Source organism: Anaplasma phagocytophilum str. Webster (genome assembly GCF_000964685.1).
GTDB lineage: Bacteria > Pseudomonadota > Alphaproteobacteria > Rickettsiales > Anaplasmataceae > Anaplasma > Anaplasma phagocytophilum.
Map to the genome: position 1 here is coordinate 1377922 of NZ_LANS01000001.1, position 26272 is coordinate 1404193.

At 40.1% G+C, this 26272-nt stretch carries 14 protein-coding genes and 1 pseudogene; 7 read left to right on the forward strand and 8 right to left on the reverse strand.

Annotated elements, in window-relative coordinates:
- Positions 1–143 precede the first annotated feature (143 nt).
- The gene (gene dusB, locus APHWEB_RS05395) at positions 144–1091 is read right to left on the reverse strand and encodes a tRNA dihydrouridine synthase DusB (RefSeq protein ID WP_011450687.1); all 948 of its coding nucleotides are present in this window, start codon (positions 1089–1091) and stop codon (positions 144–146) included.
- Between the two features lie 192 nt (positions 1092–1283).
- Between dusB and APHWEB_RS05400 the strand changes: the two genes are divergently transcribed.
- Positions 1284–2174 (forward strand): 4-(cytidine 5'-diphospho)-2-C-methyl-D-erythritol kinase, encoded by an 891-nt coding sequence (locus tag APHWEB_RS05400; RefSeq protein WP_011450686.1) that lies wholly within the window; start codon positions 1284–1286, stop codon positions 2172–2174.
- A gap of 493 nt (positions 2175–2667) precedes the next feature.
- Positions 2668–3144 (forward strand): annotated as a pseudogene (locus tag APHWEB_RS05405) (MutS-related protein); the annotation flags it as partial.
- A gap of 818 nt (positions 3145–3962) precedes the next feature.
- Here the strand turns inward: APHWEB_RS05405 and dnaG are convergent.
- Positions 3963–5801, reverse strand: coding sequence for a DNA primase (dnaG, locus tag APHWEB_RS05410; protein ID WP_020848909.1), 1839 nt, complete (start codon positions 5799–5801; stop codon positions 3963–3965).
- A 1494-nt stretch (positions 5802–7295) separates the two neighbouring features.
- On the opposite strand from dnaG, the gene APHWEB_RS05415 reads away from it, so the two are divergent.
- Positions 7296–7484, forward strand: a complete 189-nt coding sequence (locus APHWEB_RS05415) for a hypothetical protein (protein WP_011450680.1) — start codon at positions 7296–7298, stop codon at positions 7482–7484.
- Between the two features lie 1134 nt (positions 7485–8618).
- Here the strand turns inward: APHWEB_RS05415 and APHWEB_RS07030 are convergent.
- Together APHWEB_RS07030 and APHWEB_RS05420 are read right to left on the reverse strand one after the other, a co-directional pair.
- On the reverse strand, positions 8619–8744 hold the full coding sequence (locus tag APHWEB_RS07030; RefSeq protein WP_268915747.1) for a hypothetical protein: 126 nt from the start codon (positions 8742–8744) through the stop codon (positions 8619–8621).
- Between the two features lie 398 nt (positions 8745–9142).
- The gene (locus APHWEB_RS05420) at positions 9143–10156 is read right to left on the reverse strand and encodes a class I SAM-dependent methyltransferase (RefSeq protein WP_020848908.1); all 1014 of its coding nucleotides are present in this window, start codon (positions 10154–10156) and stop codon (positions 9143–9145) included.
- A 371-nt stretch (positions 10157–10527) separates the two neighbouring features.
- Between APHWEB_RS05420 and APHWEB_RS05425 the strand changes: the two genes are divergently transcribed.
- Together APHWEB_RS05425 and APHWEB_RS06970 are read left to right on the forward strand one after the other, a co-directional pair.
- On the forward strand, positions 10528–10809 hold the full coding sequence (locus tag APHWEB_RS05425; RefSeq protein WP_011450677.1) for a DUF2610 domain-containing protein: 282 nt from the start codon (positions 10528–10530) through the stop codon (positions 10807–10809).
- 318 nt (positions 10810–11127) lie between these two features.
- Positions 11128–11301, forward strand: coding sequence for a hypothetical protein (locus APHWEB_RS06970; protein ID WP_020848907.1), 174 nt, complete (start codon positions 11128–11130; stop codon positions 11299–11301).
- A 2517-nt stretch (positions 11302–13818) separates the two neighbouring features.
- Here APHWEB_RS06970 and APHWEB_RS05430 read toward each other — a convergent pair.
- The 4 genes from APHWEB_RS05430 to APHWEB_RS05445 form a co-directional block, all read right to left on the reverse strand.
- The gene (locus tag APHWEB_RS05430; protein WP_020848906.1) at positions 13819–14412 is read right to left on the reverse strand and encodes a TlpA family protein disulfide reductase; all 594 of its coding nucleotides are present in this window, start codon (positions 14410–14412) and stop codon (positions 13819–13821) included.
- A complete protein-coding gene (locus tag APHWEB_RS05435) occupies positions 14402–15373 on the reverse strand; it encodes a ribonucleotide-diphosphate reductase subunit beta (RefSeq protein ID WP_011450673.1) in 972 nt (323 codons plus the stop codon). Before APHWEB_RS05435 ends, APHWEB_RS05430 begins: the two co-directional genes overlap by 11 nt.
- A 2077-nt stretch (positions 15374–17450) precedes the next feature.
- Complete coding sequence (cysS, locus tag APHWEB_RS05440; RefSeq protein WP_011450668.1) at positions 17451–18839, reverse strand: cysteine--tRNA ligase; 1389 nt, start codon at positions 18837–18839, stop codon at positions 17451–17453.
- Positions 18836–19474 (reverse strand): exopolysaccharide biosynthesis protein, encoded by a 639-nt coding sequence (locus tag APHWEB_RS05445; RefSeq protein WP_044104227.1) that lies wholly within the window; start codon positions 19472–19474, stop codon positions 18836–18838. The genes cysS and APHWEB_RS05445 overlap by 4 nt, the downstream gene beginning before the upstream one ends.
- A 1412-nt stretch (positions 19475–20886) precedes the next feature.
- Here APHWEB_RS05445 and APHWEB_RS05455 point away from each other — a divergent pair.
- Together APHWEB_RS05455 and tatB are read left to right on the forward strand one after the other, a co-directional pair.
- Positions 20887–25701 carry an NAD-glutamate dehydrogenase gene (locus tag APHWEB_RS05455; RefSeq protein ID WP_044104226.1) on the forward strand — a complete coding sequence of 1605 codons (4815 nt, stop codon included), beginning with the start codon at positions 20887–20889 and terminating at the stop codon, positions 25699–25701.
- Positions 25694–26134: a Sec-independent protein translocase subunit TatB gene (gene tatB / locus APHWEB_RS06585; protein ID WP_011450665.1), complete on the forward strand. Its 441-nt coding sequence runs from the start codon at positions 25694–25696 to the stop codon at positions 26132–26134. The genes APHWEB_RS05455 and tatB overlap by 8 nt, the downstream gene beginning before the upstream one ends.
- The last annotated feature ends 138 nt before the right edge of the window (positions 26135–26272 follow it).

Below are 26272 nucleotides of genomic sequence, written 5' to 3' on the forward strand. Positions count from 1 at the left end.
CCACACACCGAAGACGACCCCATAACCCAATGCTATGGCAACAAAAACCGCAAGTGATACCGATATAAAACACAACTGGTAGGCACTCCCACTAACATAAATTCTGCAAAATGTCCAATAATTTACTACCTTTTACGCGTTTATCACGATGTTTGAAAAAACTCTGTTAGCTTTTCCCTTACCTCTACAGGGTCACTCATAGTGTTTACTTGCGCTCTAAAATAAGATGCACCAGAATAGGAACTGCTATACCAACTCAGGTGCTTCCTCAAGATTTTTACTCCTAGATCTTTTCCATAGTAGTCTAGTGCATAATCGTAGTGATCCAATATAATTGCCAACTTTTCACTTTTTGTGGGCTCTGGTAATATCTCCGAGTTTTTCATAAAGCTTAGTGCTTGCTTTATTAGCCATGGTTTACCGTAGGCTCCTCTGCCAATCATCACTCCATCTGCCCCGGATTCGTTGAGCGCCACTACGATATCATCCAAGGTTCTAATATCCCCGTTTACTATTACTGGTATTTTTACACACTCCTTTACTCTCTTGACGAACTTCCAGTCTGCAGAGCCACTAAACATCTGTGAACGCGTTCTGCCGTGAATGGTAATCATCTGAATTCCTACATCTTCAGCAACTTTGGCCAAAGTAGGTGCATTCAGATTTGTAGTATCCCAGCCCATGCGCATTTTTACTGTGACAGGAACTTTTACCGCCTTGACCACGCTTTCCATTATTTTCGTCGCGATAACTTCATCCTTCATTAATGCAGAGCCCGCATAGCCATCCACAACTTTTTTGGCAGGACATCCAAAATTTAGATCTATAGATTTCGCACCTAGATCTTCATTAATCTTAGCCGCTTCTGCCATAATTTCAGGAGTACAACCAGCCAATTGCACAGAAGTATTAGGACACACTTCCGATTTTTGCATACTTTGCCGAGTTTTTAAGATCATTGCCCTACTGGCCACCATTTCAGATATCAAAAGCCCAGCTCCCAGCTTTCGTACTGTTGTTCGAAAAGGCAAGTCGGTAACGCCGGACATAGGGGCAAGTATAACTGGGTTTTCTGAGATGAATTGCCTCATTTAAATATTGTTCATTAATCGCATATAGGCCGATAATAAAGCGCAACCATGACAGTCGCAATATAGAAATTATTACCATAGATAGTTTATTTAGTGATAATTTTATTTAAATTTTTAATAATTTATTTACAATAATGCAAAATAGAGAGTATTACATGTTTGCGGGGATGGGTTCTGTAGATCGGATGTATGATGTCGAAGTATTTTATTAGCGCGCCTGCGAAGATAAACTTGTTTCTCCATATAGTCGGTAAAGCTCCGTGTGGGTATCACTTAATAGAGTCTGTCTTTGCATTTGTAGAGTTATACGATGTTTTAGAGTTTGACATTGGCTCTAGAAACCGAGGGATAAGGTTTCTCAAACCTTCGTGTATTAATAGACGTGATAACACTATACAGCGAGCTATTGGACATTTGGTGAGGAGATGCTCGCCGGGCACTACGGATAATGTTTATGTTAAAGTTTTGAAGAATATTCCTGTATCGTCTGGATTGGCAGGCGGGTCAGCAGATGCCGCTGCTGCTATTAATCTGCTAAGCAAGCTGTGGGGCATAAATGAAAAAGAAACTGAGAGGGTAGCTTTTAGGGTTGGAAGCGATGTTCCTGTGTGTTTAGAATCTAAAACTGCGTTTGTTGCGGGCATGGGAGACGTAGTGGAATTGCTAGAAGACTCATTCTTGCCTAGGCACGTTATTTTGGTAGGGCCCAAAGTGGAATTGAGCACAAAAAGTGTCTTTGACATGTACAATCCCAAAGCGTTTTCTCCAAGTATAGGTAAGTTGCCTGGTAATTCTGAGGATTGGCTTTCTTTATTGAAGGAAGCTCGTAATGACTTAACGGAGGTTTCTGTAGAATTGGTACCGGAGATTCGTATCATATTGGATGTGCTGGGTTCATTAGATGGGTGTTGCTTTTCCAGAATGAGTGGAAGTGGGGCTATGAGCTTCGCTATTTTTGAGGATGAGAATTCAGCTGAGTTAGCCACTAGGTATCTGAGGAGAAATTACCCAGACTGGTTTATTTTCAAAACTAGGATTATTAGGTCGAGTGATCAGGAAGATAATAATATGGGTAATCTTTGAGGCAGGGAATTTGTCGTGATGATTTATATACTCTTTTCTCCTCTTGATCTTGTAGCTTCCTTAATAAAACTAGGAGAGAGAAACTAAGTCTCCTCTGCAGCAGACAAAAACAGTATCGATACCTGGTTGTAATTTATCCAGCTCATCTGAAATTCGTAATCAAAGTCTGTAACTGCACGTAAGCCTCTAATGATCATTCGAGCCTTTTTTGTTTGGCAAAAACAGTTAATAAACCATCGAAAACCTCAACCTTCACAACGCTCTTACATTCCAAGACGTGTATCTCGCACTGTATCATTTCAGCACGCAATTCTGTTGAAAAAATAGTATTCGTTTTTATATAGTTGACTGTAACGTTACCTTATAGGCAGCGTAACTTAAAGAGCCAAAACACTCGAAATACCGAACTGAACAAAGAAATCTGTTTTGCTGTCATCAATTCTACAACATGTTGTAGAGAAGAAAGGATAGTTTCAGCTCAAAGCGAAAGTATAGTAAGCAGTTTAAAATAGTACGAGGTCGTCATCCAGTAGTAGAAGTAGGAACGGATTTTATTGCGAATGACTGTGATCTTTCAGAGGGGAACAGTATGTCTCTCATTACCGGGCCAAATATGGCAGGTAAGAGCACGTTTTTGAGGCAAAATGCTTTAATAGCAGTTTTGGCTCATATAGGGTCATTTGTTCCTGCTGAGCACGCGCATATAGGGGTGATAGATAAAATATTTAGTAGGGTAGGTGCATCGGATAACATAGCGCTTGGGCACTCTACTTTTATGGTGGAGATGGTAGAGACTGCAGCGATTTTGAATCAAGCAACTTCGAAGTCACTGGTTATTTTAGATGAAATTGGCCGTGGAACCGCTATTAATGATGGCCTTTCCATAGCTTTAGCCGCTATTGAACACATATATGATGTTACAAAGAGTAGGGCGATATGTGCAACGCACTATCATGAGCTACCAAAACTTAGTTCGCATTTTGTGTATATGTAAGTTGTCTATGTAGTTCTTACTGCATGAAGATGTAATTCCTTATATTGGGCATATTTTTCAACCTCAGGAGTATAGAACAAGACGTGCTGTAACGACACTTTATATGCACTAGGAAAGGGTTATGGCTATATGTGCAACGCACTACCATGAGCTATAAAAACTTAGTTCGCATTTTGTGTATATGTAAGTTGTCTATGTAGTTCTTACTGCATGAAGATGTGATTCCTTATACTATGCATGTTTTTCAACCTCAGGAGTATAGGACAAGACGTGCTGTAACGACACTTTATATGCACCAGGAAAGGGTTATAAGGCGCGTTATTACATTGCGTGTGGCCCAACGTTGTTATAAGTGACTTTGCTATATGGCTTTAGCTTTATAAATGTCGCCAGTTGCACCTACTATACAAGAGCACACTGTGCATTTCACGCAACTGTATTATAACATGTGACTCATATATCTTTGTGCAGTATAACCTGATCTATGCGCTGCAACTTAAGCTTGTACTCCTGTATCTGTTCGTGAAAATTTTTAATGTGACGGTCATTTAAATACAGTGCAGAAATATCTCATATGTATACAGCTGGTCATGGGGTTATACGGCACACATATTACATTATGCCGTAATTGTGAGCTCTTGTGTATGGGCCTAGCACGAAAGAGCTTTAATAGCTTAGGCACGAAGCTTTATATGAATACAATCAATAGTAGGATCTTAGGTACATGAATCTCAAGCAATGCCTTGAAGCATAAAATTCGGAAGTATTATGCTGATTGCCACTTGAAACAGGTTTCAGCATTTCCACAGGCTACGCAATTTATCATCTATCTCGCGAGCATACTCAGATAAGTTCAAGGCTACATCATTCTTTCCTTCGAGTCTTAGCTTTACTATCTGCTCGTGAATCTCGTTCAGCTGCCTAGATAACATAAGCTTTTCCCATTCCTGCTTAGCCAATTTTTCTATACTCTCGTCGCTTAGTCCCGGCACTATAAACGCACATCCAACATTTGCCATACTTCTTATTATGTATTGAAGAATCGCCTCAAGATTCTGCCCTCGTGGCCTAAGCTTTTCCACAAGATCCTGCTTCAAAAACACGTTGTCACAGGTACTTTTTATATCAACAATATGTTGCTGTAGCACCCTTCTGTCTACAGAGGAAAAATCTATACTAGCAAACTGTTCAAAAATCGCAGGATCATCTAAAAGTTTAGGACACTCTATAATTGTGTACATAACACGCAGCTGATAGTTCTCTTCCATACATACTTTCATTGATACATCTTGAAGTCTGTCACACGATTTCACCTTATTTGCTCTACTAACCGCAGTTCCTGCATACGAATTCGCGTTCCACTTTTTATACCCTTGCAGTGCCTTCATCTGCTGATAAAAGAAATTCCTATAGTGCTTTGCTACATTGGGATCTTGTATTCTTGAAGTATATTCTTTTATCTTTCCTTCAAGCATCATGCACTGCTCTGGCACGACTTTATCGCCTATACCACTGCTAGAGAGTTCATACTCCCATATAAATTCTGAAAGCAACTTAGCGCGTTCTATTAGGTCTTTCACAAAGTCAATGCTTTGTTCTCTGCATATATCATATGGATCCTTACCTTCTGCAATAGATATAAACCTAATGCTGGAACCAGACTTCATGATAGATACTGCAAGTTGAGCAATTTTTACCGATGCTTTTAAGCCTGCAAAATCTCCATCAAGCCATACTATTATCTCAGGTACAACACTCCAAATGTTTTTCAGATGAAACTCCGTCATTGACGTTCCCAACAATCCCACCACATTGTGGATACCCAACTGACTGAGCATTAAGACATCCATGTAGCCTTCCACAACTATGATCTTACCTAGCTTCTTTGCTTGCCCCATAGCTAGATGTAAGCCATACATGCACTCTCTTTTTTTGAATAATGCATTTTCTGCGGAGTTTAGATACTTTGGAGTATGTCCTGGAGTAATAGACCTGCCCCCAAGGGCAATAACCTTCCCCATTGGGTTACATATTGGAAATATGATCCTATTATAAAGACAATCCTGGACGCTTTTAGTCAGCAAACCAGTCTCGCTCATTTTTTCCATGCTAATGCCCAAAGACAAAAGGTGCGCTTTTATCCCAGTGGAAGTCACATATCCTAACCTGAATCTATTGATGGTACTATCCGAGATTCCCCGATCTTTGAGATACGATAAGGCAGCTTTTGAAACACTTAGTTGCTGCGAAAGGAATACCGCCGCTTTTTCCATAACATCATATAGAGCGCTATGTGACGAATCAGGCCTCTTATCATCTAGAAGCTCTACGTGGTACCGCTCAGAAAGGTATTGCATGGCCTGCTTAAAATCCAGCCCTTCCGTATCAGATACAAACTGTATTACATCACCTGTTGCCCCACATCCAAAACAGTAGAATAACTCATTTTCACTATTAATATTGAATGAAGGGGTTTTTTCTGAATGAAATGGACACAAACCCACATAGTTGTTCCCACTCCTCTTGGTTAACTTAATCTTCCCTGCTACTACATCAATGAGCCTTATTTTACTTCTCAGTAAGGTTATATTATCGGTGATAGAATTATTATTCTGCATGATACTCCCCAACATCACACTGAAGATTATACTCCCAGTGCATCTTGTTGTCACACCAGTCGACTACTCACATAATACTTGCTGTTCGCAACAGACGTTATCACTATTTCATGATTCACGAATTATTGAAATTAATACATAAAACTCAGAAACATGCACATAGTAATATCAGCTACAGTAGACTAAAAAGGTACTATATCTATCTCAGAATTATACAAATTGTTGTATAATTCGCTGCTGAGAAATGCACCTGGAGAATTTTTGCAAGACTAATGGCATTATGCCACGCAGAACATATATATCAGTGATAACAAATACAGGTCTAAAGCAGATTTAAAAAAACTCTTCGATGCATGCTAAAGCTAGTCTCTCGATTCTAGGGCTCTAACACAATATGATACAAATCTACGCTTTTTCAGCCAGTATTTAGATTAAAAGGTGATAACAGGCGAGGTTATACCGCAATAAAACTCAATTTCTCATTCTACGGCTATCTCTTATTCGCAGGGTTTACCATAACTACGCTTCTGCATACAAAATAAATCAAATGTGATTCACCAGGGCTAGGATGCCGGCTATAACCTGTCAATGCTTACCTATCGATATCAACATCTTCTCATAATTCACACCACAATGCTCTGTATCCGTCGTGAATTATCCACAACACAGTCACGTTACTTTTAAAATGCAGCACTAATAGTATAATACCGCTACAGCAGCCTGTATTGCATAAATATTTACCTCACAGCAATATTGTCGTAGAACTAATGCGACATCTATATCATCATTCATCTGGCTTCTTAGATATCCCCCGTGTGCTAACCTGCATCACCATATTAACTGCGGCAATAGTATGATTCCCTTGCTTGTAAAACTCTGCCCACAATACATATACTACTGAATGCTGACTACCGTAGCGGTTAGCATCTTTTCTCATAATGCATGCCATAATGCTCTGTATCCGTCTTCATATTATCAGCTATACAATACTATTGCGCACCTACTGCCTTTATACTTCCCTCGTAGCAGTACCTATGTAGGAGCTAATGTATAAAATGTAGCGGCAACATTTGTGCAGAACTAATATATCGATATCGGCTATGTCATCATTCATCTGCCCTTTCATGTTGCTTCCTATACAAACCCCTGCCTTACACGTCACCTAACTGGCCATAGCTGCAGTACATCTGGCATAATATCCGACACGCCACTGATTTCTTAGGCAACTTATTGATGTACGTAACGCTCAATATATAAGCACCTTGATAAAGCAAATTCTTCAAAGCAATCATAGTAGAATACCAATCTGAAAGGAGCGTGAGGAGTTGATGATAATCTGCGTATAAGAGAGATGACTACCCTATGCGAGCAAGAGAAATAACATAACTAAGAGCGATATTACAATAGCATAATGAACAAGCCTTTGTACGTTACCAGATGATGCACCCCCAGTAATTAATGTCAGATATTAAGAAGGGATTATAACTCACTGACCCTTTCGGATTCTAAATGAATTTTTCTACCGGAGATTATAGCAAAGTATCCTGTATGACTACACACAAACACGAGCACATTACTATCCTGATGAATGAATATGGAACCTTTGAAGATATTCTTGAAGAGATAGTTATCGGTCTTTCTGATGGGCACTACATATTTCCTGAAAGCTTAAAGTTAGCGGAACGAGTGCCATATTGATGATAGAGCTCTTATAGAGATAGGTAACTTTCAGGGAATTTACCTGCATCATCGATCGTAACGGTAGCTGAGTTAATCAATCCTACATGATATAGAACATGTACGTACCTGAAGAGGGAAAAAGTTCTATCTACACGGGTTTTTGTTTAAATATATTGTTATTTCCAATCTCTCTGTAAGTGCCACTATACCCAGAACACCTAGTATCTTCTCAAACCAAAACTGTACACTCGATTCATCTAGAGCTTATGCTTGTTACAATACTGCACTCCTACAGAGTGACCATTAAACAAAACTCAGTATATGTAAAACACTCTACTTTTTCCTAGCCCGTGCTTGTTGACGCCGTCAGAAGTCACTTCAACCATTACCCTATCATGCATAAGAATACGTATCTTGCGTATTCTGCCAAAAGCGTGCGCAATATAATCTCATAACCGTCCCTCAATTTGACTATGAAAAAACTACTTATCCAGAGACGTTGCATAGTTAGTCAGCCCATAACGCATTCATAAAATGAACAATAAGGATGTCTCAAGATATGGTTTATATGGAATTGCAGTGTCTAATAAATGAAAAAGACACACAATACATAGTTCTTGGTACACTGCTGGGAGAGAACAAAAAAATTTCAAGTGTTGTTACATTGCTGTGATATAGGACGCTTTGTTATAATATTGCCGCACAGTCACTGTTAGAAACGAATTCCCAGTGTTAAAACAAGGAGAGTGTAGCGATATAAAGCACATAGGGCTACAGGATATACGTGATACGGTGTGATCTACAATGGAGAAATAAATCTTCAGTAAATACGGCATCACGTAGTCACTTGGTTACTACAACATTGTGCATGCCCATTGTAATACACGTACCACTAATAACTTAAGATCTATGCCCCAGAAGGTTAAAAGAGGGACAAAACATGAAGTCGGGTATGACCATTCTAAAGATGCGCTACAACCGCGGATATTCCAGATGCTGAGCCAGACGTAGAAGATGGGAATTATATTGCGAAGTTGGATCTACTTCAAAAATAGTGATAACTGGTAGGGGCGATGAAGCGAAGGTGGCATCCGAGGAAAGATATATTATGAGGTGTAATATCAGTACAACAGGCTCCATTATAGGAGCACCCTACCCCAACTCCTTACTAACTCTCACCCTATGTATGGTCAGGAGAGGCTTTATCCTATTCCGAATCACGTGATGTTTCTCACTTATCCAAGTGACAACAATAACCTTCGCAGCCGCACTTTTCATATTACTATGGGAAGTAATTACCTGAAGAACATATGTTGTTGGACCACACAATAATAAGAATATTCTCCTTCACAACATGACATACCTAAGTTCTACCACGCTGCACCCTACTTCACGCCTATTATAAAAAACTCAATACCTTCTTTCATGAAAACGGTGAGATATCAGATGTCGATCTGAAATAAAAGCTTCACGATGTTATAGTAATGCTTGTGGACGAGTTTATAGCCCCTACGTTAAAATTCTGTACTGCTTATAAGCCGCATCAGAAGCGCTCAAAGCCTAGAACGTAATGGGAAAATCATCAAAACCAATAACAAGTTTATTGGCTATAGCTTTAGAATCTATAAGTGCATATTCATTGTTGTCGTATTACAGCTACGCATTAACCGGTAGTACTATATATAATTTAATAACAAAACCTTGAACAAAGTACCCATGTTTTCCGTTAACCTAAGAAATCCACATTTAAGATCTTCCGCTTGCTTTGCTTGCGCTCGTTGCATAAGGAACTCTAATCTCTCACGTATACCAAATCTATAGAGAAATTCTCGCTGAGTCATGGCCTCGCATTTTATCTCTTTTAAACTTTTCTGCAACATAACAAAGTCAACAGATGCAGAAATGTCGCTCTCTCCTATGTGATCTAGAAAACTACAATACTGATGATTTCTCACAGCCTGAATCGTGCTTTTATAAACAGGATGCATGTACCCATAATCCACTATTAACGCCGTGCCACCGTGTTTTAGCAAAACCCCTTCTATATTTCTTATAATATCTGTAGCAGCTTCACATATCTCAATAACTCCTCCATCCGGCACATTGTTGTCTGGAAAAATAAAGTCCGTACTTTTAACCGGGATAATATCCAAGCCTTCAGCACATGAACGAACATAATTTTCAAACCACATTCCGTCATGAAATACAAACTGCTTGATAGGTAATGCATCAAAAAACTCATTGGCTATTAGTATAGTCGTACATTCCGGAAGATCATATACACTGTCATGCCAAAAAATTTTTTTACGTAGCATAGCTTCTTTTAGCGTCTCTTTCTGTATATTGCGCAACAGTGGACTAATCTCCACGAGGTGGACCTCAAACAAGCTGTCATACTGCGGGAAACAGCTTAGTATCCTTAGTATATCACTCATAAGAGTGCCTCTACCCGGACCTAATTCAACTAAAATGCACCGCTCAGAAAGTTTTACATACTCTAAATATTGCAGAAGCCAGATTGCTATAGTCTCACCAAATAATTGGCTAATGTCAGGAGATGTAATAAAGTCCCCACTCAAACCAAACGGAACATGTGTCATATAGTAGCCACATGTTCGATCATATAGCGCCTCCCTCATGAACTTATCAATAGGCACTGCGTTGCTGTCAGAAAAGATCGAGTGCTTCATTACTTTTACCAGTGTGTTAATATTTATTTTACTTCAATAAGTTAAAAAGTTGTAGCTGCTTAGGGCATATGCTCTAGTGCAGAGACCTAGCTTTAGATCAAAGGGAACAGTTAAGGGGGCGGTTGCGGAAATAGCCGACCCCGAGATTTCCTGCTGCATCGGATCTTAAAACCTGTTAGTAATTAGCAGTCGGCAAAATTGGTACTGTATGCTCCTATAAAAGCTTGTAATTCTCTTAGTATAAACAGTGTGGAGTAGTGATATGCAGAGTTTTTGAGTGATATATTTATCGTAGTATTGTATACGAACGTAGTACTGTATACGAAAAGGCCTCCGCCCATGCCATATGATAATATTGAATAGGTGTCTTCATGTCTGTAGTCAAGAAGTTCATAATTCCATGCGAGTTTGGGGGTAAAACCTCACCATTTGCAGTGTATATAGGTGAGCCAAAGCCAGATGCACATCCCGTGCAGCACCAGAATACATGGCTATCCAAAGAGCGCGGTGGTCAAGTGCCGGAAAGGGTTATTAACAGCCTTGAGAGGCTTCATAAATTGGCTAGGGAAAACGGTATATGCTTTGCCGAATTGTGCGTATACGCTCTAAAAGTTGCTACTACCCATGATGACAACGCTGAGAATGCGAAGTGAAGCATAGGTCACTGCCCTATTTCCATACATACTGAATGCGCTATAACAGCGCTGGCAGTGTTGTTGCTGCGGTGGTAGTCTTCACCCAGGATTTACGTCTGTAACTGGCACTGTACCTATTAACACATCCATACAACTTTTACCCATAACTCATCCTAACAAGGCGACATGGCTATAATTTGCTGTACAATTGTGATTATGTAAAAACGCATATTATCTAGAGTCTTTCCGGGAAGAGTTAAAACCATTCAGCGCTTCTATGCCCGACGTATGCGACATGACTATAATTTTGATGTTTTGTCTAATCTCCTGCAGTAGATGGGTTATGATGTTACAAAAAAGTATTACGTAAATGATGCCGTGTCTCAAGTAAAGACGTTGGTCTCCCCGGTTTTTCTTAGATATAAGGAGGCATTGGAAGAAGAAATCACCATAGGTGCAGGTTTATATCCCGGGGAATTATCTAAAGCCCATAGCGCAGGATTTGGTTGAGAAATACAGCTCCGATCTACTAAACACTAGTGATAAAAACGAGATAATTAGGAGTTTTACTCTGAACAGCATGCTCCACTTAATCAAAAAAGATTTAGCTCTTTTGGGAGTTGCAACATTGTGATTATGAAAAAACGCATATTATCTAGAGTCTTGCTAGAAAGAGTTAAAACCTCTTCATTGCTTCTATGCCCAATGTATGCGGTATGACTATAATTTTGCTAAAAATTGGTGATGCATATTATCCAGTCTCGCCAGAGTTAAAAACCTTCAGCGCTTCTACTCCCACTTTATAACGCTATATTTTCGCTATGCACAACTCATCTGTAAAGGAAAGAGAAATGCTGATAGGAAAAACCTTTGTGCATTGTCAAAGTATTTTGACTTTTACACAACAAAAGTTTTGCTTCACTGCAGATAAACCAATACCTCTACGCTACTCAAATACTATCACTTAGGTTGAGCATTTGCTAAAATGCAACTATGAGCGTCGTATTCTCTGGAAGATCGTATACACCGCCGGGGCAAAAAATTTCTCTATGTCTCATAGCTTTCTTAGCGTCTTATTCTGCATATTGTTTTCAATAACTTAGAACTGAATATCGAACAGGTTGTCGTATTGCGGCTCAGTACCCTTGGTAGATTACTTATAAAAGTGCTGCTATCTAGACCAAACTCAAGCATAATTCACCGCTAAGATAGAACCACAGGTAGTTCTATTCTATAGTTATTATGCCAAACTTACATTGATATACCCACTAACTCACATGCTAAACTGAATTTATGGAAAAAAAGTACTTTAATTGTGGGAAACTGCAACTTGGAAAAACAGAACTCACATCACCTGCAAGACGCAAACTGGACTGAGGATTGAGCACTAAGGAAGCTCACATCACATCTTTTTGCACCCCTAATCCCCTGTTAAGGTTAGTCTCAAGCAATAGTTGTCTCATCACCATTATAGAACCATGGTACATTAGGTCTCCAGAGCTTCTCACACATTATCAATTCTTAAACTCCATAGCCAGTAGCACCATACTGTAAAGGCTCATAGTTATGCAAAAAGCACTAAAATAATACCAAGGACATGCTGCATTAGGACTCCAGAGCTTCACGCACAATTATCAATTCTTAAACTCCATAGCTGCCGGGACAACCACACTGGAAAGACTCATAGTTATACAAAAAGCGCTAAAATAATACCAGGAGAAGAATACACCCGTATCTTATCAAACAGCTAAAATTTATAATGGCAATAGTACTACACGGCTTAGGAACATGGCATAGATGTAAAGTGCCAAAAACGCACATATGCATCAATATACATACCGCCCCTTTAATCTATCGTCGTGACTTTAAAGTCACTATTACTCAAAGCAAAACAGGCGGATAATAGCAACTGCATACTACCTTGTATGGGGCATATGCAATACTGTCAAAAGCATTTTTCTTCTTGCTATATAATATGCTTTTTGATCGTAAGATTATAAGGCAATGTAGTATATCGGCGCTTTCATTTTCTTTGTCAATTTTTGGAGGTAACTACTCTGCTTGCTGCTAGGGTAGCCTTTCTTCAGCGAGATCGTGTTCGGATATTTTGTTTTTGGGATGTCGTGGCGACCCTACATTGAGACAAAGTGGCGTATACCAGTACTTTAGGTTACATATTGCATATAATTGTTGAGTAATATAAAGCACATAGTACTACTTTTTCAAAAAAACTATAGATACGTTTAATAGTGGCATCGGTTTAGCAGACGTAAAAGCATAAAATTTAACAAGTGTGATTTATACATGAAAGCAAGTTGTGAAGTAATTACCTGAAGAGCATATGTTGTTGGACCACACAATAATAAGAATATTCTTCGTCACAACATGACATGTCCCCGTTCTACCACGCTGCACCCTACTTCACATCGCTATATAAAAAAACTTAATCCCTTCTTTCATGAAAACGGTGAGATATCGGATGGTGATCTGAAACAAAAGCTTTACGATGTTATAGTAATGCTTGTGGACGAGTTTATAGCCCCTACGTTAAAATTCTGTACTGCTTATAAGCCGCATCAGAAGCGCTCAAAGCCTAGAACGTAATGGGAAAATCATCAAAACCAATAACAAGTTTATTGGCTATAGCTTTAGAATCTATTGGCATAATGTAGAAATAGAATATGACTACTTTGTAGCCCATATAAGAAAGATCGATGCTTGTATGAGCTTCGAAGTTCTCAAAACCCCTGATAATTACATAAGCGTCGTCAACTTCTCAAAGACTCTAAACATACTCATGAGCAATAGTGTACTTCTATTCCGTTGCAATACATATCACTAAGCCAACGCAGATAAACACTTGGATCCTTGGCTATGTTTCATTGAAAATCTCCATTAGATAAAGATATCTACAGACAAACGCATCAACTACCAACATATAAAGAATGCATGTGATATGGCTATGATTTCTGAAGATTTATAGGTATAAAACCGGGAGATTATCCCTCATAACAGCACGGTAATGTCCTATTCCTGCGCTTGATTTACAATGGATAAAAGCTCGTTCTCTACTGCTGTATTCTCCCACTGCATATATCCTACAATGCGGTATATCACCTCCCCCTTCCTATTAACTATCAAAGTCAAGGGAATAGCCGTAACATCAAAATAATCAAAAAGCTCATGCTTTACATCAATGTACATGGGGAGAGTAAGACCATAGCTATCGCGTGCACGCAACACTTTAGGAACATCATCTATACCCACATCTGAGATGGGCAAAAACACCACTGTATCCCCTAAATCTTTTGCTGCAAGATTTTCTGAAACTCGCTGGATTCCCTGCAACAGCATTACCGAATCTAAATTCCAAGGCGCCCAGAATACAATGACACATACCCTATCTTGAGCGATATCTCGTAAGGTAAGCTCCGTTCCATCTAAATCTGCAAGGAACTTGTTGCTGACCTTAAAACCTCTACTAACTTTCCCTTCTACAAAAACCCGAGGTAATATCTCCTGAACACGCCTGTGTTGCAAAACTTGCTCAGCAGCGTGCGCATAACACGAAAGTACAAGCAATGCAGCTACAGCACATGTAAGCCACTTGCTAATCCTCAAACGCTTCCTCCCAGGTTCCCTCCGTTGCAGCTCTAGCATATTCTGTAACCCTATTCTCGAAGAAGTTTGTATGCTCTACCCCGTTTAAAATCTCATCTAACCATGGTAACGGGTTCTCCGCAACATCATAAATAGGCTCCAAGTGCAGCTGCTTCAATCTTCTATTGGCTATGAAGCGTATATACCTCTTCACTTCACACGCGGAAAGACCCTCAACATCACCTAAAGCAAACGCAAGGTCTATAAACTCATCCTCGAGCATTACTATAACTTTACACGCATCGTAAAGCTCTTGTTTCAGATCATCGTCCCATATCTCACCGTTTTCGTGGACGAAGGTGTTGAATAACCTTATGATAGAATCTGTATGCAAACTCTCATCACGCGCAGACCAAGCTATAATCTGCCCCATCCCCTTCATCTTGCCGAAACGTTGAAAATTTAGCAAAATCGCGAAAGAAGCAAATAACTGCAACCCTTCTGTAAACGCACCAAACACAGCAAGAGTCTTAGCTACATGTCTCTTATCGCCCCTTCTGCACTCTTCAAACCTCTGCATGTAGTCATATTTCTTCTTCATGACCTCAAACTTCAAAAACGCCTGATATTCTACCTCAGGCATCCCAATAGTATCTAGCAAGTACGAATATGCAGCCACGTGTATGGTCTCCATATTGGAAAACGCAGACAGCATCATGCATATCTCTGTGGGTCTGAAGATATTAGAATAGTGCTTCATATAGCAATTATTCACCTCTATATCCGCCTGAGTAAAAAAGCGGAAAATCTGCACGAGGAGATTCTTCTCTTTCTCAGAGAGCATGGTCTTCCAATCCTGCACATCATCAGCAAGAGGCACTTCTTCGGGCAACCAATGAATCCTCTGTTGGCATAACCATGCATCATACGCCCATGGATAGTCAAAAGGCTTGTATACAGGCTTAGCATCTAACAGCGACATGCTCGCTACCCCCAGAAAAAGTTCACGGCTAAACCTTACGAATAAGTGTGAAAATTGTCAATCTCAGACCACAACCTTCGTGCTATATTCTTAGTATCAATACAAACCGCTATATACAAGTACTGCATCGCAAAAGCTCTCGAACTGAAGCTTGTTTCCTTAATGAGTACAAGTATTTATCTTACATCGGATCTCCCAAATAGCACAGGCCTAAATTATCAGAAAATTGGATGTTTTACCTCAGGCTATAGAGCAATATTCTCCCTTCAACATAAAATTGAAAAAATTTTTTGGCTTTTTTAAAATGCATCATGCAAAAACAAGTACCCCAGTGCATACATACGGTACTATATATTGTATCAGTGTATTTTCATTCTTCATTTTATAAGATAGTGCTAAAGTTATAATCAAACAGCTCTTTGAGAAAATCTATACATAACATAGGGAGCAAATACGTTTACCCACTACAACTTTTGTCAGCAACCAAAACGCGGTGAAAAAAGTAAATCCAAAACTATCCCCTGCGAAATCCTAGGCATTAGCGCAATGTCCAATACGAGCCTTAACATATCAAACACAAAATATGCTAAGATTGATTAGTAATATCTATATTCTGATTACCTAATATTCTTCTATCAGCAGTAGTGCTTCTTATAATGTTCTAAAAACACTCAACACAGGTACTAGCAATAGAGGTTTTCTGAAACCCCATTCCCCTACCACTTTTATATCATCTCCCAAAAACAAGGCTACATACCCTTAACTTAAGTATCACGTAAAATACCAAGATAAAGAACAATGTCTAAAAGCTCTCCATGCAGCATGGATAAAATTCCCCATATCCTGACAGGATGCATAGAGCACGCAATATTAAAATGCAGATAAATACACGAATTTGATTACGCTTCCCCTCTCAATATACTTGTATGTGATATACACATTATTCAGTATTTTCGTACCTTGCAAAAGGCGGAACATACTTGTCCACGAATCTTCCAGAAGTCGGACTTTTTGTCCTGAAAACGAACTCCGTGTTTTGCTCATAATGCTAAGCCCATTGGCCTGTGCAACTTCTCCAGCGCTATCACTAACAATGAAGTGGCATTTCACGCTATTGGTTATGGAAGTGTAGTTCTCCGGAATGATAAGGGTGAGTATCTGAGATGTTCTTTGGAGTCAAGCTCATAGCCTGCAATATCTCAAAAAGAAAAACCTATACAAAAGCAACCTTGACAACCTGAATTTTCTAATTTGATATAGGATTGTGGAATACGCTATGGTACCTTACAATGGTACACTACTAAGTGATAACCCCTCTCAAATATCACTATACTTACTACCCAGCAACCAGATAACAATGCATAAATGAAATATTTGGAAATGCTATATCAGACGTGCTAGAAGCGATATACTGTAAAGCGCTTGGATATACCTTCTTTGCTGCCTTGCTCCACGTAAAAGGTACCACCCATCGGTCGCACTTCTCACCTTCACTATATGCTATGTTGTCTGCGAAAACGGATGATGTATTCGGGCAAGAAGAGAGAAAATCTGACTATACGAAGTTTTACGATAGTGCAACACAGTAGTAATCAGTACAAAAACTTCACGTACACGTATAACAGCAGATCTTCAGAATTTCTAGAATCTTCCGACAGAGCTTCTCCTTCTATTTCTTGAGGAATATCCCATAATCTCTACACAAAATCATCGAAGAATGTAAGGTTATAAGCACTATTTATAATGTCCCTACCTTACCACAGACATGAACCAGAGCTTTTAATGTTACGCGTTCTCATAAACACATTCCCAAGGTGATATAGCGTAAAGCATGCCAGACAGAGTAGCAGCCCATAAACAAACCACCAAATGCCATATATCTAAATCATTAGTCCATCCCGGACAAAAACATCTATACAACACCGAAGGCTAAAAAATGTAAACCCGTGTCCTGAGCTACCATCTCACATTTGATAGGCTTTGTACTACTAGCCCCAACCCCACAATACCATACTGCTATTGCCAAAGCCCTTACTAAAGGAAATCTCTACAATATTGAGATCTAAAATATCCTTAACTAAGCCCTAGACCAACGCGTAACACCATCCTTGTCATCCTTTATCACGATGCCCATAGAATGTAGCTGGTCCCGTATTTCATCTGCTAAAGAGTAATTGCCACCATTCCTCGCTTCCCGTCTACGCTCTAAAAGTTCCTGAATCTTATCTACATCTACCGCCTCTTCAGCAGATTTCCCTGCAAAACCGTCGGTAATGCCCATTAACTTAGCACTGCGATTGAGCACCCGTGCCAACTTCAGCCGCTCCTTAAAATCAGTAGTTTTATTTATCTCTCCTACCAATGCATGCAATGCCGCAATTGCCATAGGCGTGTTCATATCATCTTTTAAGGCTTCTAGGAGCATATTATGCACCCCAACTGCTTCTATATCAGAATTCAGCTCTTCAGATGTAAATTCCTCGCAAGACCTACGCATTTTACTCAAAGCGCTCTGAGCGTCAAAAATGGCCTTTTCATTCCAGTCAAGCGGCTTTCTATAGTGTGTACATAAGAATACATACCGTATCACCGCCCCTTCAATACCGCTATTTCTTAATCCCCTTACGGTAATCACATTACCAAGGGATTTGCTCATTTTTTCCCCTGCATTGACAGTGAGAAACCCGTTATGTACCCAGTATCTAGCGTATTCACTACCAGAAAACGCACACATATTTTGCGCAAGTTCATTCTCATGATGAGGAAACATTAAATCAGCTCCTCCCCCGTGAATATCAAAACTTTCACCAAGATAGCGATAGCTCATGGCAGAGCATTCTATATGCCAACCAGGCCTACCCCCACCCCACGGGCTTTCCCAAGCTGCTCCCAATTTGATGTCTTGCTCAGTTGCAGGCTTCCACAAAACAAAATCCCCAGGATGCAATTTCTCAGCGTCAATGCTAACCCTATTCCCAGAAATCATCTCGTCTATCTTCCTACCGGATAGCCTACCGTAATGCCTATGAGATGAAATACTGAAATACACAGAGCCACCTTTCACATAAGCGTGCCCACTTTCCACTAGCCTACTAATAAGCTGAAGCATAGTATCTATTTCGGCAGTCGCCCTTGGCTCTACTGTAGGCGATAAACAGTTAAGCGCATCCATATCCTCATGGAAGTACCTTATATACCTCTCCGTGAAATCACCTATATTCTGTCCCGTTTCTGCAGCAGCGTTTATTATCTTATCGTCGACATCCGTAATGTTACGAACGTAAATTACCTCAGGATACAGCTCCCTCAATAATCTAAAGAGAACATCGTAAACAACAGCTGAGCGCGCATTTCCTATATGTGCCAGATCATAAACCGTAGGACCACATGCATAAATTTTCACGCATGCGCTATCTATAGGGTCAAATACCCTCTTGGCAGCACTAAAAGTATCGTACAGCTTCATATTACAAAAAATTTGTAGATAAAAGAGAACATCCCCATTACGAGCTTCGGACCAGCAATCAAGACAACAGATGTGACAGAAATTCCCAAAAACGCGAGCAATACACCCACTATAACCAAAACTCCATCCTTATTCAGTACACCAAGCGCCATGGCTGATATCCCTCCAGCAGGAATAAAGTTTGTCAAGGGAAGTGGTATAGCAATTGATATTGCGCATAACAGACACAGCATAGCTATTGTCCTCTCCCCAACATTGCAGAATATGAATAGCATCCTAGGCTTTGTCCACTTCTCTGTTTTTCTAAGAAAAGGCGATGTCTTCTCTATAACAGCTGCAAGAAAGCTACGCTTAAAGGATTTTCTTTCCAAAAACGCCGGCAACCATGGTATAGACATACCCATCAACATCTGCATGGAGAACAGCAGCAGCGGCAACGACAAAATTGTCGTATATCCGGGCACAACAGGAATCGGTATCGACAGAGGTAAGGAAAACAGCAGCATCAACACGCCAAAACCTCGGTCACGAAGTATCATTTTAAGTTCGTACAGAGTAACTGTGTCTGCACTCCCCTGCACACTGACCTCTTCCAGTATGTCAGAGACAGCCCTCCTGTCCTTACCAGTATCCATACAAAATCCACGAGAACGCAGGTCAGTCAATGAGATACCATAATAGAGAAATAGTGTATAGCGAAATATACGCCCAACACCACTACTCATCCCGTATTGGTAACCTATTTTGCATGACGAATACAACAACTCTGAGTACATATGCCATGACGCACGGTAGACCCATTATGAGGATTCTCCTATGCTATTTTCCATGAGAAATTCCAATAATTACATATCATATGTAATGTTATACTTATCATATACCGCAATGAATACTGCATCTCGAAAATACGGCGTTGCTATTTTTTTGCATATAATATCGCAGAGCACAAACCGCATTTAAATGCCTATCAAGGCCGCACCTTCTAACCTTAGACAAATCACGCTTAAACGCAGGATGTTTTAAGTCCAACAGCATAATTGACAACAACAAAGCTGCATATACGCCCTCTGAATAATCTAGAGCCTTTTAAGAAAATTTCGATAATTACAATATATTACATTCTATATATAATACTTTACTTTTAAAATCTAACTGATACCTTCAAGAATTGCGTGTACCTTACTCCGCAACAGCACTTACTGAGTATTGATTGTGGCTGTAGTTTTGTTTTGAGCAACATAAAATCGTGTTTGCTTAATCCCTGAAGACGTTCCGATAATGGGGTTAATTTTTACTCCGTCTATTGCCGCTACACTGTGTCTTTCCTTGAGTAAATAGTGTGCTATACCTATTCCAGCAGCCCCCCCAAAACCGACTATGAGGACTTTTAAATACATTAGGGGCGTATACATACCTGTATAACAGGCAATTTCCCACAGAAGGGGACGCGTGCACCTATTCCGGCAATACAGTTTTCCCGATACCAGCACCCGTAAAGTATAGTAGCATGTAACTATGCTATGGAATGCAAACTCACTTCCACATTCAAAACTCAAATACTATCGTATGCAAAGATGTCTTACTGTGTGTACATATGACGCATGCGAAACGCAAGGCAGCATTGTCTACAAGGGTTTAGTAATGCACCAACTTATACTTTGCATCCTGTATATAAATGCAATAGGCATATTGAAAAACTAACCTAATGTCCGCCAGAAAGGGCACTAATGATTTCAGCGGTCACTCCAACTTAGAAAAAACCCGTACCATAACCTTAGTTTCTCCCCTTACTGCTTGATGTAGGGTTCGTCGCGCCCCACTCCTTATAGTGGGTTAAAACTCAGCAAGCTCCTGGATTTTTACTGCATAACATGAATGCTGCTTAAGTGCTTTTTTAACATTTTAATACATGATTACTGAACTACTCTTGAGACGATGAGTTCGCGCGCAGTAATTTTGTCAAATTAGTTGTGTTTTGACAGCCGTAAGATATGATATCCTCTCGTTTGTTTTCTACAAGTCTTCTGTTATTAAATATACGTTAAAGATGCACACTACCGGAGACAGTTCTTCTAGTTTTGACGGGCATGTGGTTCCCTCTGTACTAGAAGCTTTGAGTCGTAAATCGCCTCAAAATATAAAATATGAGCTGCTGAAGAGCTTTATAGAAAAGTTTTATAACTTTTCGTACAGCACAGATATGGAATTGAGTGCTGAGTTTCTTCTACACATGGCAGAGGATTTATACCAATTTATAAACCAAAGAAAGCCAGGGGAAAGCTTAGTAAGGGTGTTTGACGTTGCAAGGCCAAACTTCCCTGATGAGTCTCTTACAATTGTTGAAACGGCCAATGATAATCTGCCGTTTATAGTGGATTCAGTGATGATCGCCATTAAAAAGCACGATCTTCCTATATATCACTATACCAACTCTGTGCTTCATATAAAGCGAGATGATAGCGGAATAGTTGATGTGGATATACTACCGTCTGACTCTTGTGCAGAAAATGGAACTTGTGAGTCTGTAGCATACTTTGTGGTAGGCAAGACCACTAAAGATTTGCAAGAAAAGTTAAAGGCTGATGTGGAAAAAGCCCTTTATTCAGTCACCTGCTGCGTAAATGATTGGAAGCCTATGCTCGATCGAGTCAGCGACTTATTGCATGACTTTGAGAAAGATCTGAGTTGTAGTGAAATCTGCCATTTTTTGAAATGGATGTCCTCTGATAACTTCGTATTCTTGGGATTTGAGGAATATGTTAAGTCACCATCTTCAAGTGAAGATCTGGTTTTGCTAATAGAGCGTAGTCTAGGCCTGGCTAGGATAGAAAGCCATCGGGAGTCCACAAAGGGCTCTGCTTATGGGCGCGTGCACTTATATGTAGCACAGTCAAACCTTGTGTCTAATGTGCATAGGCACGAATATATGATGTGCGTGGGTATAAAAACATTTAATACCTCAGGAGATGTAATTGATGTAATTAAAGAAAGCTGCTTTTACGGTTTCTTCACCTCTGCGGTGGCCTTTCAGAGCGTTCTTGATATACCTATTATTCGGCGCAAAGTGGAATACGCAGAAGCGCGGTCTGGGTTTATGAGATACGGGCACAATGGTAAGGCCCTTTTTACTATAATCCAGAAGTTTTCAAGAGAAGAGCTATTGCGCGCTTCTGAAGAGGAGCTCTTTCAAATTTCGATGGGTATTCTTTCCTTATCAGGTAACCCTAAGGTCAAATTGTTCACGCTAAGGGATACTGTAAACGGATTTATAGTATGTATTATCTTTATTCCTAAGAGTGTAGCTAGCACTGAACTCGCTGATAGAATAGCTCTGGTTCTAGAAGGAACTTTGATGGGAGAAGTCGTTGGAAAGTACTATAACATGTACAACGAGTCTGATCTTGTGAGGTTACAGTTCACTGTTAAAGTTGCTGCTGATGCTGAGTGTTTGCTCTCCGAAAGGGATATAGAAAAACTTGTAGTAGAGACAACAAAGCGCTGGGAAGATAGGCTTGCAGAAGTCATCATGGAGAAGATGGGCTCTAAATTCTTGGAGTATGTCACTGCTTTTCCAAAGGGTTATCAGGAATACTTTGCTCCTAGGAGCGCATGTCATGATATCCTAAAAATCCATAAAGTTCTGGAGAGTGGTATTGGAGAAGTGGATCTATATCTGCTTGATAATGACAGTCAATATCAACTTAAGATATACGTACCTTTGGAAAGTGATTTACGGCTGTCCAAGGTGCTCAATGTGGTGAAGAAAATGGGCGCAAAGATGTCTCTTCACTATGGCTATGATGTTAATGTTCATGGTCAGTGCATGCGGCTGCATCACTTTGTGTTATCAAATACTCATAGATCATTGGATCATCACAGGGTTAAGAGCCAATTTGAGACAGTGCTCAAGCAAGTATTCTGCAAGAAAACAGAGAATGACTACTTTAACAGTTTAGTAATTTTGGCAAATCTCCAGTGGAAAGAGGTTTTGCTCATTAGGGCACTCAGCAGATACTTAAAGCAAATATCGTTTAATTACAGTCAGTCGTACATACAGAAGGTGGTGCGCAAGTACCCTGACATGATTAACCTGTTTGTGAAGCTGTTTGAGGCTAGGTTTGATCCAAAGTTATCTGAAGGACGCGAAGAGAAAGTGGCGTCGGTTCGCAAGTCTATAGAAGATTTGTTTGCTCAGGTTTCTGACGTTGTACACGATTATGTGCTAAAGAGCATGTACATGCTCATAATGGCCATATTGCGTACTAGTTACTATCAGGGTGATAAGCCATATTTATCTATCAAGATAGACTCCTGTGCGGTTCCTGATATGCCGTTACCGCGCCCGTTCCGTGAAATATATGTCTATTCGAATGAGTTTGAAGGCATACACTTACGTGGTGGTAGAGTTGCTAGGGGTGGCTTGCGCTGGTCAGACAGGTCTGAAGATTTTCGTACTGAAATATTAGGCCTTATGAAGGCGCAGATGACGAAAAATTCTGTTATCGTGCCTGTAGGTTCAAAGGGTGGATTTATTCTTAAGGGTGATTCGAAAAAGGTTTCATCTGTGGAATATGCTGTAGAGTGTTATAAGAATTTCTTGCGCGGTATTCTGGATATTACAGACAATATAGTAGATGGCCAGTGCGTTACTGCTGATGGTATTGTGCGGTACGATGACGATGATTCATACCTTGTTGTTGCTGCAGACAAGGGTACTGCTTCTTTCTCTGATTACGCGAATGAGGTGTCCGCAGAGTATAACTTTTGGTTAGGTGATGCTTTTGCATCGGGAGGCTCTGTAGGTTTTGATCACAAGAAGATTGGTATAACAGCAAAAGGAGCGTGGGTAGCGGCACAAAGGCACTTTTGGGTTATGGGTAGAGATATCCAGAGGAGTACTTTTACCGTTATTGGTATTGGTGATATGTCTGGTGACGTTTTCGGAAATGGGATGCTCATGTCTGACAAAATTTGTCTACTTGGAGCGTTTAATCACAAGCATATCTTTGTGGATCCTACACCAGATCCTGAGAGGAGTTTTGTTGAGAGAAAAAGGCTATTTAACACTCCTGGATCATCGTGGCAGGATTATGATGCTGCTCTAATTTCCAAAGGTGGAGGTGTTTTCTGTCGATCTTCTAAATCTATTTCCCTGACCAAGGAAATGAGGCAATGTTTTGGAATAGAAGACCGGGAGAGTAGTATATCGCCAAATTGTCTCATTAAGCATATGCTTAAGGCCCCTGTAGATATGATATGGAACGGTGGTATAGGAACCTACGTTAAATCTTCGAAAGAAAACAATGCGGTTGTTGGTGACAAGGCAAATGATAGCCTACGCATTGATGGAAAAGAAGTAAGAGCATCCATGATAGTAGAAGGTGGAAATCTTGGGTGTACTCAGCTGGGTCGTGTTGAGTATGCAGAAGCTGGGGGGCAAATCAATACTGACTTTGTTGACAATTCTGGAGGGGTGATATGTTCGGATTTTGAAGTCAATCTGAAGATATGCATGGAAATGGCTGTCAAAGATAATTTTATATCTCTTGACGAGAGGAATAAAATACTAGACGAGATGTTGCATGACGTGCTTGGCATTATTTTGACACGCCATAATACGCTTGAAACCCGAGCGCTGATGCTGGAATGTATGCAGGCACCTAAGCGTGTTGAGCAACATCATAGAATCATGCAGTATCTAGAAAAAATTGGAATGCTTGACAGAGCTATAGAGTTTATGCCAAGCGACGAAGAGATTCAGAAGATGATTTCCGAATCTAAAGGCTTCAGTACGCCTCAGATAGCTGTGCTCATTGCTTATACTAGGATGTTTATTAAGGGTGAGATTATAAAGTCTGGCTTATTACTTCGCAGTGGCTTAGAACATGTGTATGAGTCGCGATACTTGCTGACATATTTCCCAGAGAGTATGAGGGATCGCTTCGCTCAGTACATACGGAAGCATAAGTTGAAGCACGAAATTCTTGCTACTTGTATATCTAACGATATCGTGAACAGGATGGGTTGTGTGTTTGCTAGTCATATCGAGAGCATGGGTATATCCATAGATATGATAGTGAGGATATACGTTATTATTGCTCGAGTATATAATCTCCATGACATATGGAGCGAATTGGACAGGGTCGATGGAGCTATTGGTGTAGACGACTATGTGAGGATAGTCCGCAAAGTTCAGAAGTTTGTAGGGCAGGCTACTTTTTGGCTCTTCAGGCATATGCACAAGTTTTCTGATATAGAAAAGAGGCTAGATAGTCTTTCGGAGAAGACCTTATTATTGGAGAGTCAGCTTACAAATGTACTTTGCGACGAGTTTTTAGATGCGTATCGTTCTGCGCATGAGGATTTACCTAAGACGGACATCAATCCAAAGGTTGCGCAACGGATTGCGGGGCTTGAGTTCTCAATTTTTGGTATGGACATCATTGACCTTTCGGAGAATTCTGGCGTAGATCTTGCAACTGTTGGACGGATATATTTTAAACTAAGGTCAGTTCTAAGCTTTAGCAGAATACGCGATTTGGCGACACAAATGGATTCTGTATCTCCGTACTGGCAGCGTATTGCTATTAGAAACTTGTTGGATGATTTGAGTGATTATCAGTCGATAATTGCTAAGAACATAATCAAGCACATGATACCGAAACAGTCTGACATGCAGGAATCTGTAGATACGGTTGCGCAGGAGTCTGTCGCTGCATGGTGTGAGCAACATAGGAATCAGCTTGACGGGTACTATAGGTTTCTTGAAGACATAAACTCAGCTCAGCTTGATCTTAGCAAACTTGTACTGATTATCAGGTCTCTGAGTGTATTTACTTTAGGTAAAGACTGCGATGCTTAATATTGGCATCTCTGAAGTATTACTTATAGTTGTAGTTGGTTGCTTAGTTACTGATCCGAAGAAACTCCCAGCCCTGCTAAAATCTGCTGGGGCGTACTATAGGAAGTTTGAAGCTATAAAGGGTGAAATACTAGATTCCTTGAAAGGCGTATGTGAAGAACCAGATCCAGATCTAGTTGCGGAAGATGCTGAGGTTATACGCGGCACCAAGCAGATTATAGGTGATGATGGCATGGTATACGAGGCTTTTGATGTCGGTGATTTAGTTAAAAACAGATGTACTGATATCAATATCTGTTTAGGCGATAGTCCTGAGGTTTCTTGTAATGAGGAAGATAAGAGGTCTGTTGACAACTTACCTGTACGTAAATGTGCGCTGACTACGGTGAATGATATTGATGCTGCATCAATCAAGGAGAATGATAAAAAATAACCCGCATTGTAAGGCATGCCTATGTTATTTTATGTGTAATACGAAATAAGAAATGTTTTATCTATTTCTTCTACACTTGTAAATCTTATATGAAGCAAGACTATAGTGTCAGGTACGATTCATCGTATTGTGCAAGAC